At 37.9% G+C, this 11,248-nt stretch carries 9 protein-coding genes and 1 rRNA gene; 9 read left to right on the forward strand and 1 reads right to left on the reverse strand.

What is annotated here, in order from left to right:
- The first annotated feature begins 160 nt into the window (after window positions 1–160).
- A 5S ribosomal RNA gene (rrf, locus tag I6F50_RS19790) occupies window positions 161–275 on the forward strand.
- 227 nt (window positions 276–502) lie between these two features.
- Here the strand turns inward: rrf and I6F50_RS19795 are convergent.
- A complete protein-coding gene (locus I6F50_RS19795; protein ID WP_197177124.1) occupies window positions 503–1,030 on the reverse strand; it encodes a sugar O-acetyltransferase in 528 nt (175 codons plus the stop codon).
- 159 nt (window positions 1,031–1,189) lie between these two features.
- On the opposite strand from I6F50_RS19795, the gene I6F50_RS19800 reads away from it, so the two are divergent.
- From I6F50_RS19800 to I6F50_RS19835, 8 genes are all read left to right on the forward strand, one after another.
- Window positions 1,190–1,954, forward strand: a complete 765-nt coding sequence (locus I6F50_RS19800) for a DeoR/GlpR family DNA-binding transcription regulator (RefSeq protein WP_166421745.1) — start codon at window positions 1,190–1,192, stop codon at window positions 1,952–1,954.
- Window positions 1,955–1,994: 40 nt separating this feature from the next.
- Window positions 1,995–3,815, forward strand: a complete 1,821-nt coding sequence (gene glmS, locus I6F50_RS19805) for a glutamine--fructose-6-phosphate transaminase (isomerizing) (protein WP_165729546.1) — start codon at window positions 1,995–1,997, stop codon at window positions 3,813–3,815.
- Between the two features lie 354 nt (window positions 3,816–4,169).
- The gene (locus I6F50_RS19810; protein ID WP_231613048.1) at window positions 4,170–5,462 is read left to right on the forward strand and encodes an N-6 DNA methylase; all 1,293 of its coding nucleotides are present in this window, start codon (window positions 4,170–4,172) and stop codon (window positions 5,460–5,462) included.
- On the forward strand, window positions 5,459–7,735 hold the full coding sequence (locus I6F50_RS19815) for an ATP-binding protein (protein ID WP_197177126.1): 2,277 nt from the start codon (window positions 5,459–5,461) through the stop codon (window positions 7,733–7,735). The genes I6F50_RS19810 and I6F50_RS19815 overlap by 4 nt, the downstream gene beginning before the upstream one ends.
- Entirely contained in the window at window positions 7,735–8,376 is a 642-nt protein-coding gene (locus I6F50_RS19820) for a hypothetical protein (protein ID WP_197177128.1), read from the forward strand. Before I6F50_RS19815 ends, I6F50_RS19820 begins: the two co-directional genes overlap by 1 nt.
- Window positions 8,366–9,055, forward strand: coding sequence for a hypothetical protein (locus I6F50_RS19825; RefSeq protein ID WP_197177130.1), 690 nt, complete (start codon window positions 8,366–8,368; stop codon window positions 9,053–9,055). Before I6F50_RS19820 ends, I6F50_RS19825 begins: the two co-directional genes overlap by 11 nt.
- Before the next feature lie 201 nt (window positions 9,056–9,256).
- Window positions 9,257–10,564, forward strand: a complete 1,308-nt coding sequence (locus tag I6F50_RS19830) for a DEAD/DEAH box helicase (protein WP_197177132.1) — start codon at window positions 9,257–9,259, stop codon at window positions 10,562–10,564.
- Between the two features lie 194 nt (window positions 10,565–10,758).
- Window positions 10,759–11,205: an NYN domain-containing protein gene (locus I6F50_RS19835; protein ID WP_231613049.1), complete on the forward strand. Its 447-nt coding sequence runs from the start codon at window positions 10,759–10,761 to the stop codon at window positions 11,203–11,205.
- Window positions 11,206–11,248: the final 43 nt, after the last annotated feature.

The following is an 11,248-nucleotide window of genomic DNA, read 5'->3' on the forward strand; positions in this document are numbered from 1 at the left end:
TGAGGCTTAACCATACAACGCCAAACGCGTTTTATGCGACAGTTTAGACAGAAGTTAATATGACTAAAGTAGATATTACTTAAGAAAGACTTAAAAAATATTATCAGATATTTTCCAAATTCAGTTAATTTGTAGCGATACGAATTAACGCCCAAATTTGCTTGGTGACAATAGCGTTTTGGACCCACCTGATTCCATGCCGAACTCAGTAGTGAAACGAAACAGCGCCGATGATAGTGTAGCATTTGCTATGTGAAAGTAGGACATTACCAGGCTTCAAATTGTAGAGAGCCCGAATCTAACGATTCGGGCTTTTTTACGTCTGTAGAAAAGTAAAATGTGAGGGAATAACGTACAGCTCACGCCATATACTCCCAGTAATATCCCTTATTTCATTCAAGTGTTTACAACTAGAAAGAGACATAGCCACTAAAGCTATGCTTATATAACTTCTATCATCCTATTTAAAGTGCACATAAAGCTAGAAGTTAAATAAACTCCTTTAAATATCGCGAATTTTTGCTGCAGGATTACCCGCTACAACAGTATTAGCCACTACATTTTTTGTAACCACAGCACCTGCACCCACAATACTGTTCTCACCTATACTTACACCCGCTAAAATAATTACACCTGCGCCAATCCATACGTTATTACCTATTAGGATAGGTGCTGCAAAGTTTTCTTTATTTAGCCTTTCTGCTGGATTAGTAGCATGTGACACAGCAAGTAGCTGAACGTTCGGGCCAATTAAGCAGTCATCACCTATGGTGATTGAGTGATTGGCTAATGGCGAGTCGAGAAGTGTACAATTAATATTTATAAAAGTACGATCACCAATAACGATTTGATTACCGTAATCGCAATGAAAGCCTGATTCTATAATTACACCATCACCCGACTTTAAAAATAACTCCTTGATACGTTTTAAGTTTCCTTTACTTGGGCTCTTATTAAATAAACGGCAAGTTTCACCAGCTTGCTTTCGCTGTGCCAAGTATTCTTTACTGATACTGTTAAATGACTGCATTGTATTTATCTTTATAACTTAATTGGTTATAGCTTACCGTACTTTTAGTTTTATTATTATTAGAATAAAGCTGTGTTTTTTTTGCTCGTTCACTTGCCATTTAGGTTGTTTCGTTTAAAATCGCATAACTTTCGAAACGAAACTTAATTCACGAGCTTTATGACTAAACGAAACACACAACAGCGTCGTCACAATATACTGGTTCAGGTTAATGAACTAGGTGAAGTAGTTGTTGAAAAGTTAGCTGAGCAGTTTCAAACATCAGAAGTAACCATTCGAAAAGATTTAACCTCGCTTGAAAAAAGTGGCTTATTACTTCGCCGCTACGGTGGTGCTATAGCACTACCTAAAGAAATTGTTAGCGATGAAGTAGATTCAAAGCGCAAGGTCGCAATAGCAAAAGCGGCGGCCTCACTTATAAACGATCATAATCGCATTATTATTGATAGCGGACGCACTACAGCAGCGATGATCCCTGAACTTGCCAATAAACGTGGGCTCGTTGTTATGACCAATGCGATTAAAGTCGCTAGTCGTTTATTGGCACTTGAGAACGAGCCGACACTTTTGATGACCGGTGGAACCTGGGATCCACATTCTGAGTCATTTCAGGGGCAAGTTGCCGAAAACGTATTATGTTCTTACGACTTTGATCAGCTTTTTATTGGTGCTGACGGTATAGATGTAAAGCGCGGGACAACGACCTTTAATGAGTTAGTTGGTTTGAGCCAAGTTATGGCAAAAGCCGCTCGTGAAGTAATTGTAATGGTTGAATCAGATAAGATTGGCCGAAAAATACCAAATTTAGAATTACCGTGGAAAATAGTAACCACATTAATAACCGACAATGGCTTAGCAGACGATAAACGCAAAGCAATTGAGGCGTGTGGTGTAAAACTAATTTGCGCAGAGATTATACAATAGCTACTAAGTAGCAAGTATTTAAAAAATTAATGGAGACACTATGTGTGGAATAGTTGGGGCAGTTGCAGAGCGTCCAGTAAACAAAATTTTAGTTGAAGGCCTTAAGCGTCTTGAATACCGTGGTTATGACTCAGCAGGCGTAGCCTTGCTTGATGGCAACACACTTAATACTGTTAAAGCAGTAGGTAAAGTAGTTAACGTAGAAGCTGCGCTAGAAAAAGCAGGCGTTAGCGGTCATACAGGTATTGCACACACACGCTGGGCAACACACGGTAGCGTTACAGAAGCAAATGCACACCCACATGTATCAAACAACCAATTAGCACTTGTTCACAATGGTATTATTGAAAACCACGCTACGCTTCGTGCAGCATTAAAAGCTGATGGTTACGAATTTTTATCAGACACTGATACAGAAGTAATGGTGCATTTAATTCACCAACTTCGTAAGCAACACACAACGTTACTTGCATCAGTACAAGCAGCTGTTAAACAGTTTGAAGGCGCATTTGGTACCGTTGTATTTGATAAAGATAACGACAACGAAATTATTGTAGCGCGCTCAGGTAGCCCTCTTGTTATAGGTTTAGGCCTTGGCGAAAACTTTATTGCGTCTGATCAATTAGCATTATTACCTGTTACTCGCAGCTTCATCTTTTTAGAAGAAGGCGACGTAGCACGTATTACACGTGACACAGTAGAAATTTTTGATGCAGACGGTAACGCAGTTGAGCGTGAAGTTATTGAATCAAACATTACGCAAGATGCATCAGGTAAAGGCGATTACCGTCACTACATGCTAAAAGAAATTTACGAGCAGCCACTTGCTGTACGTAATACCCTTGAAGGACGTTTAAACGACGACCGCGTAGCAATTGATGCCTTTGGCGACAGCGCTCAGCAAATATTTAAAGATGTAAAACACGTACAAATTATTGCCTGTGGTACGTCTTACCATTCAGGTATGGTTGCACGTTACTGGCTTGAGCAGTTTGCCGGTGTTAGTTGTAATGTAGAAATAGCTTCTGAATTTAGATACCGTCAGTCGTTTGTACATGAAAACAGCCTACTTGTTACTATTTCTCAATCGGGTGAAACAGCCGATACACTAGCTGCATTACGCCTAGCTAAAGAGCAAGGTTACATGGCATCAATGACCATTTGTAACGTACCTGGATCATCGCTTGTACGCGAATCAGACCTTGCCTTTATGACTAAAGCGGGCGCTGAAATTGGCGTTGCATCTACTAAAGCGTTTACTACACAATTAGTTGGTTTGTTAATGCTTACTGCGTCTATCGCGCAAGAAAAAGGCCTTGACCAAAGTGCTATTGTTAATGCTATAAAAGTACTTCCAGCTAAGTTAGAAGAAACATTGCTACTAGCTGATGGCATTGCAGATCTTGCAGAAGAGTTTGCTGATAAACACCATTCATTATTCTTAGGTCGTGGTTCGCAATATCCAATTGCAATGGAAGGCGCGCTTAAGCTTAAAGAGATTTCGTACATTCATGCAGAAGCTTATGCCGCAGGGGAGCTTAAACATGGCCCACTAGCGCTTATTGATGCCGACATGCCAATTATTGTCGTAGCACCAAACAATGAGTTATTAGAAAAGCTTAAATCAAACGTAGAAGAAGTACGCGCACGTGGCGGCATTATTTACGTATTCGCAGATAAAGACTCACACTTTGAGTCAGACGACACAATGCGTGTAATCAACGTAAACCACACTGACGACATTATTGCGCCAATTGTTTACACACTGCCATTACAGTTACTGTCGTACTACGTCGCGGTGATTAAAGGTACTGACGTTGACCAACCTCGTAACTTAGCTAAATCGGTTACTGTTGAGTGAAAATAAAAAAGTTGGTAATTACCTGTTAAAGATAAAAAGGCGCTTAATGCGCCTTTTTTGTACCTCAAAGCCTGTTAAATTAAAAATACACTACTTTCTAAAGGATTAGTCATGCGTTTATTAACAGATATTTAGTTAGTCTTCTATAATTCAGTGAAGCTTTAATTACGGATTTCAAATTTATCATGCATTGCTCTCGCCTGTACTCTTTAGATCGTACTGGGAGTTTCAGATGAATTTTAAATGCAAGATATAGAATCTGCAGAAGAACGTATAAAAAATTTTTTATACTATTAAAATCAGCTTATTGTGTTTTTCCTCTGTATCTTTAAGTTGATAAAACCATGGTATAATATGAAAAACTCCTGCAGAAATGAAGAAATGAGTTCCCTGACTTCACATAATAATTCAATGCGTACACTGTTGCTTTCTAAAGATAAAGAACAGTTTCATGACCTAGTTGATTTAGACAATATCGATTTAGTTTTAAGAGAACTATTAACAATTGAGGAAATGAGAGAAGCTGGTAGTTTCTTTACAGGACAAAAACTAGCAACTAAAGCGGTCGGATTGCTTCCTGCTATTACTACTGGCTCGGTAGTGCTGGATCCAACTTGTGGGGCTGGCAATCTATTACTCGAAGCATCAAGAAAGCTAGGAGTTGAACTTACTTTGTCAGCAACGTTAAAAGTATGGGGAGTCGTGCTTAGGGGATTTGATATTCATCTTCATTTTATTGAGGCTACCAAGTTACGTATTGTCATTGAAGCTTTAAATCGAGGTGTTGAGCAAGACTGTACTTTAGATGAGGCTCTCGCTTTACTTCCAAATATACAAGTTAAAGATGCTTTTACCGTTCATAGCGAAGAGCTAACAGACATTACGCATATACTAATGAACCCTCCTTTCACAATTATGCCTTCTCCTAAACAAAACTATTGGAAAAAAGGTAAAGTTAATACTGCTGGGGTTGTATTTGATCAGTACCTTAGAAAGCTACCGAAAAACTGCAACGTAAGCGCTATTTTGCCAGACGTGCTTCGGTCCGGCAGTAGGTACGATGAGTTTCGTGAATTTATTTCGGAATCAATGCAAGCAGATATAGATATATGGGGGCGGTTTAACAACAAAACTGACGTTGATGTATTTTTACTTTCAGGAGTGGTTAATGATAATGACCAGGTAGTATCCTGGCACCGTGCTGAGAGTGCTGAATCTACAATATCTGATCACTTCAACGTTAGAACCGGACCTCTAGTGGCATACAGAGATCCTGAAGAAGGGAGTGAATACCCTTATTTTTATCCCAAAATATGCCCTCAGTGGGAAGTGGTTCGAGAGGCGACTGAAAAAAGGCGGTTTCGTGGTACAGTTCTAAATCCACCATTGATTGTGATAAAAAGAACATCAAGCCCATCAGACAGAAACCGTGCATCAGCAACTATAATTAATCTTCGAGAGCCGGTAGCAATTGAGAATCACATGATTGTCGTTACGCCTAAGGATGGAAAAATGGATACGTGTAGAAAACTTATGCGAATACTGCAGAACCAAAAAACAAACGATTTTTTAAATGAACGAATTAGGTTAAGGCATTTAACTATTGGTGTAATTAAAGATATTCCACTTTTAGGAATGTGGATATGACACGTAAACTTTTAGCTAAAAAACCATTCGACATGTCAGCTCGTGTTCCTATGCAGCTTGGCCGTGAGAGTATTTCAAGCTCGACGGTGGCAGTTTCTGAACTGATAAAAAATGCTTATGATGCTGATGCTGAAAATGTGGATTTAGAATTCTATTTACGCGATCAACCAGCATTGTCTTCTATGGTTTTAAAAGATGATGGTAGTGGCATGGCTGTTGATGCTCTTTATAACCATTGGTTAAAAATAGGAACAGACTCTAAATTCGGTGTAGAACGCTCAAATAATAAACATAGGGTAATGACTGGAGCAAAAGGACTAGGCCGACTTGGGTTAGATAGGCTGTGTAAGAAAGTTATACTTTACACAAAAGTTGAGGGAGCAGATAACGTTACTCAATTAGTAGTTGATTGGCGAAAGTATGAGGGAAAGAATACTTCAATTTTTGACATCAAGCATGAAGTTTATGAATTAACACTTCCAGTTCAAGATAAATATGGTGATATCTTTGTTTCCTCTAAAGAAAAAGGCACGTATATGGTTCTGGTTGGGTTGAGAGACAATTGGAATACTGAATTCCTAAAAGACTTAAAAGAAGAACTTCGCTTACTAATTTCACCCTACCGTTCTATCAATGATTTTAGTATTAGCCTAACTCAAGTGAGAGCTGAACAAAAAGTTATAAAAGAACAAATTGACTCTCAGGAGATCTTGGAGGCTGCAAGTTGGAAAGTAAAAGCAGTTGTTGATGATTCTGGACGTGTAAAATTAACATTTACGAATAATAATAGTGGTGAGGAAGTAATTCAAATCCCAACAGCGTGGAAACATTGGGTATCTAATCAAGGTAATATGCCCTTATTTGGTCCACTCGAGTTTGAATTCTACTACATGCTTACAACGAGAGAGTATTGGACGAAAGCTGGTATGACCAGAACTAACTGGTCTGATTTTATGAAACTTAATCAGGGTGTTAGAGTTTATAGAGACGAGTTTAGAGTCAGGCCTTATGGGGAGCCAGTAGGTAAAGGAGATTGGTTAGATATAGGTTTAAGAAAAGCTTCTAGTCCTGGTGGTATTAAACAAGGTGGTTGGCGTATAGGCCCAAATCAGATTATTGGCGCCGTGAGTATATCTAAAACTAAAAATGCAATACTGAATGATCAAGCTAACCGTGAAGGTATTGTTGAAAACGATGCTTTTATGCAGTTGAGAATGTTTGCAACTAAAGTTATTTCAGCTTTTGAGTTGTTGGCTCACAAAGACGCTCAAGAGGATGATGAAATCGATTTATCTGAAGAGCTAAAGGCGATTTTTTTACATTCAAATGAAGAACTATCGGGTGTAATTGAAGAATTAAAAAAGACATTTAGTAAAAAACGAGGGAAGAAAAGACAAAAAAAACCGGCAGCACACACTGTCTATCAAAGAATTAGAGATTTAGAAAGAGCTAAAGTAGCGCACGAACGAGCTGTTGAGGCATACTACAAAGAGCTTGAAAAAGAACGAAAACAGCTCGAAGATCAAAAGGATACTCTAACTAATTTAGCTTCTATCGGTGTACTAACAGTATGTTTTGGCCATGAAATTAAGACTCACTCGGCAATTGCTCTCGAAAATGCTCGAGAGCTACTAGATGTTTTTGAAGATAGTCGTGATGGTATTATTCCGTTAAATTATGATTCCTTAACTGAAATCACTAATGATGTAATTGATGGTACTAAGTACGTAAATAGTTTTTCTGAGTTAGCTATAAATAATGTTAAACCAGATAAAAGAAAACGAGTAAAAAATAATGTCCCAGAAATTTTTAGGTATATATTTGAGTTAATGAAATCGACTTTTGAAAATATGGGGTTAGTTTATAGTATTAATTTTCAGGGGATTTTAGAAAGCGATTTCGAGGTGCGCTCATATAGAATTGATTGGGAGAGTATAGCTATTAATTTTATAACAAATGCGATATGGGCAATTTCTCAGAAACCCCGAGATCAAAGGAAGATTACAGTTGTTTTTGAGCGAGTGGGTGGAACAAAGCTAAGAGTTGGTTTTCTTGACTCAGGCTGTGGTTTAGAATTTGGACAAGAAACATCGATCTTCTTGCCAATGCAAAGTTCTAAAGCTGATCGAAAAGGTAATGTTATTGGTACAGGTATGGGTCTGGCTATTATCAAGGGGCAAGTAGAAAATAATATGGGGGGAAAAGTCTATGCCGAGCAGTTTTCTTCTCTGGGCGGAGCAGGGTTTTATATTGAAGTGATACAGGATAAATAATGATTGAAACTATAGTGTTTATCGATGATAGCAAGCAGGCACGTCGTACTTTTCAGCGCCGTCTTAGCCGAATTTTTGGTGAAGGCTACCAAGTTGTTTGTCCAAACATAGCCCCCGAACTTGAAGAAATGCTTCATTATCTAGATAAAATCGAAGATAAAGTTACTTATTTTATTGATGAAGATCTTGTCCATGAAAGCGACGCTCAATTTAAGGGTAGTGAATTAATTGAACGAATTCGAGTTATAGACCCAAAGATACCTATTTATATTTTGACCAGTAACCTTGCGAGCGTTGATGAGCATTTAGGTAATATTGAGTTTGCTATTGATAAAACTAGTTTGAGTGATAATAAAGAGGAATATAAGAAAAGGTTTTTTAGGCATCTCGATACACTTAAAAAAGTTAGAACGAAGCAAGAAAAAAGATTTGATGAACTTTTTTCAAAATCTTTAATTGAGCCTTTAAAGGAATCCGAGAAAGTTGAGTATGATGAACTTAATGTAGTGCGTAGTAAAGTGCTTGTAGATGAAGCTATATTATCAGAAGAAAGTGTTGCCAAGCTGGATATGCAATCACGGCAGTTAAAAGATCTGTACAAAGAGTTAAAAGGGCTAGAGGAAGATATCGATGGATCTTAATACTCTTTTCTTTCCTAAGTTAAGTCGTCATCCCAAGTACATGTATCATAGTAATAACGGTGACTTCTACGCAGCAAGTAATTATCAAAGTAACTACGATATAATAGCTGAAAATTGCAAACATAGATGTGTTTATTGTGATGCTACAGAGAAGGAGTGTGGTGGAGAAAGGTTCTCTTTAGATCACTTTCGACCTAAAGATATATTTGTTAATAAATTCAATGGAATATTACTTCGACATCCTTACAACCTTCATCTTTCATGTCAAAAATGCAATGTGCTCAAAAGTAAAGATTGGCAAGGTTGTCAAATAACTATTGATGGTTATAGCTATGCTTTAGGTAAAGGTTATGTCGATAGATTTCAGAAAGACATTCTTAAATATATGTACGTACAAGAAAACGGTAGGATTGCTATTACAGAGAGTAATATTGGTTATGCTCAGAACCCTGCTAAATATATGATAGAACGGCTTCACTTAAATAGGCCAAACCGCGTATATTTAAGGCAGCAAAGAGTTATAAAACAGTTAAGTAGAAAGATTGACTCTCTTTTAGCTAAGCTTACAGCTGAAACTATTCAGGCATGTGACGAGGGGCATAGAACTCCAGCAAAAAGTATGAAACGAATAGCGAAAATAGAAACTCAAAGGGATAAGTTTAGAGCTATAGTTACTTAACTATTGATACTTTAATATTGTAAGTAGATAAGTACTTGGATTTATGAGCTTAAGCTAGTCAGATCTTTGCTCTTGAAATGAGTGTTAGTTATTTTCAAGGTTGACCACTAAGATTATATTTAAATCACTAACCCCTACTTAATATGCGTTAAATACGCTAAAATTACAGGCTACTTTTTTAGCAATGAGCCCACAATTTTTATGACCTCAGCAACAAGCCCTAGCACATTTACCGAACTTGGCCTTATTCCAGAGCTATTAGCTCGTTTAACCGATTTGGAATATACCCAGCCTACGCCAATTCAAGCTAAGGCTATACCTAGTGTGCTTGCGGGGAGTGACTTAATTGCAGGGGCAAATACTGGCTCAGGTAAAACAGCAACGTTTGCGCTGCCAATGCTACAAAAAATGTTTGTTGAACAAGGTAGTAAAAGCACAGCCAGCAAAGGTAACTTTGTAACGGGGCTTATTTTAGTACCTACTCGTGAGCTTGCTACGCAAGTGGCCGATAGCATTAAATCGTATTCTGCTAACTTTAATGGCGCAATTAAAACGGTTGCTGTGTTTGGTGGTGTATCGGTTAACACACAAATGCAGGCTCTTCGTGGCGGTGCTGATATTATTGTGGCAACACCAGGTCGCTTACTCGATTTAATCTCAAGCAATGCTATTAAGCTCGATAAACTAAATACGCTTGTGCTTGATGAAGCCGACCGTATGCTAAGCCTTGGCTTTACCGAAGAGCTTGCTGAGTTATTAGCGTTAATGCCTGCTAAAAAACAAACCATGTTGTTTTCAGCAACTTTCCCTGAGCAAGTTAAGCTATTAACACAAGATCTATTAAACGACCCTGTTGAAATACAAGTTCAAAGCAAAGACGAAAGCACATTAGTACAGCGTGTGTTTACCGTAAACAAAGGTGAAAAAACCACAGTTTTAGCGCATTTAATTAAAACACATAAATGGCGCCAAGCACTGATTTTTGTAAATGCTAAAAAAGACTGTGAGCACTTAGCCAGTAAACTTGAAAAACGCGGTGTTAACGCACAAGTATTCCATGGCGATAAAGGCCAAAGTGAACGTACTCGCGTAATAGAAAAATTTAAAGCGGGCGAAATCGAAGTACTTATCGCAACCGATATTGCTGCACGTGGTTTGGATATTGAAAAGCTGCCAGTGGTAATAAACTTTAATCTACCACGCAGTCCTGCTGATTATATGCACCGTATTGGTCGAAGCGGCCGTGCTGGTGAAGTAGGCTTAGCACTTTCATTGGTTGACTATGAAGACTTGCATCACTTTAAAGTAATCGAGAAGAAAAACAAACTACGTCTTGAACGTGAAGAAGTAACCGGTTTTGCTGTAAACCAAGCTAATCTTGATGCTGCCGAGGCGCTTAAAAATGAAAAGCCAATGGCAAAACCAGAAGGCACAGGCAAGAAAAAGAAAAAGAATAAAGCCGATGATGTAGATGATGTATGGAGTGGTTGGAGGGGGCGTTCTAAATAGGAAATATAATTTATTATTTTGTCTAAACTTACAATTGGCGATAAAATCAGTTGTTGACGTATTGGTCAATTTTGACTAAGATCATTATTAACAACTAACCCTACTTCCACGCGTAGCATTGAGTCTCCTGGATATAGGGAGAAAAAGCCGACCTTAGTGTCGGTTTTTTTGTAGCTAAAATTTAAGGATCGACTTTGAAGACTCGAATATATATTGATGGATATAATTTATATTATGGATGTCTTAAGCGAACGCCTTATAAATGGTTAGATATATTTAAATTATTTGATAACTATATCCTTCCCAGTTCTGCAAGTGAAGTCCACACTAGCAATAATTTAAGCGTTAAGTTTTTTACTGCGAATATTGTAGAAAAGGCAGCTACGTCAAAAGATTCTTTAGCTGAACAGCAGGCTTACCACAGGGCTTTAACTTTCAATAGTTCAAATGGTCAGCTAGAAATAATCAAAGGTTACTACTCTGTAAATCCAACACGTGCATTTAAAATTGATGAAAAAGAACCTAAAAAACACCCAAATGAATGTGAGTATGTGGATATTTGGAAGCTTGAAGAAAAGCAAACTGATGTAAATATTGCGGTTGAGGTTGTAGTGGTCAATAAAATTTGGCCACAGTTTTAGAATCTTGATATCTAACCTCAGATTCATTTGGCGCTAAACCGGC

The sequence above is a fragment of the Pseudoalteromonas sp. NZS127_1 genome (assembly GCF_015864295.1).
Lineage (GTDB): Bacteria > Pseudomonadota > Gammaproteobacteria > Enterobacterales > Alteromonadaceae > Pseudoalteromonas > Pseudoalteromonas arctica.

Coding starts and splice junctions, on each gene's coding strand:
- I6F50_RS19810 (WP_231613048.1), top strand. CDS start 4,170: ATGAAAAACTCCTGCAGAAATGAAGAAATGAGTTCCCTGACTTCACAT.
- I6F50_RS19795 (WP_197177124.1), bottom strand. CDS start 1,030: ATGCAGTCATTTAACAGTATCAGTAAAGAATACTTGGCACAGCGAAAG.
- glmS (WP_165729546.1), top strand. CDS start 1,995: ATGTGTGGAATAGTTGGGGCAGTTGCAGAGCGTCCAGTAAACAAAATT.
- I6F50_RS19820 (WP_197177128.1), top strand. CDS start 7,735: ATGATTGAAACTATAGTGTTTATCGATGATAGCAAGCAGGCACGTCGT.
- I6F50_RS19825 (WP_197177130.1), top strand. CDS start 8,366: ATGGATCTTAATACTCTTTTCTTTCCTAAGTTAAGTCGTCATCCCAAG.
- I6F50_RS19800 (WP_166421745.1), top strand. CDS start 1,190: ATGACTAAACGAAACACACAACAGCGTCGTCACAATATACTGGTTCAG.
- I6F50_RS19830 (WP_197177132.1), top strand. CDS start 9,257: ATGACCTCAGCAACAAGCCCTAGCACATTTACCGAACTTGGCCTTATT.
- I6F50_RS19815 (WP_197177126.1), top strand. CDS start 5,459: ATGACACGTAAACTTTTAGCTAAAAAACCATTCGACATGTCAGCTCGT.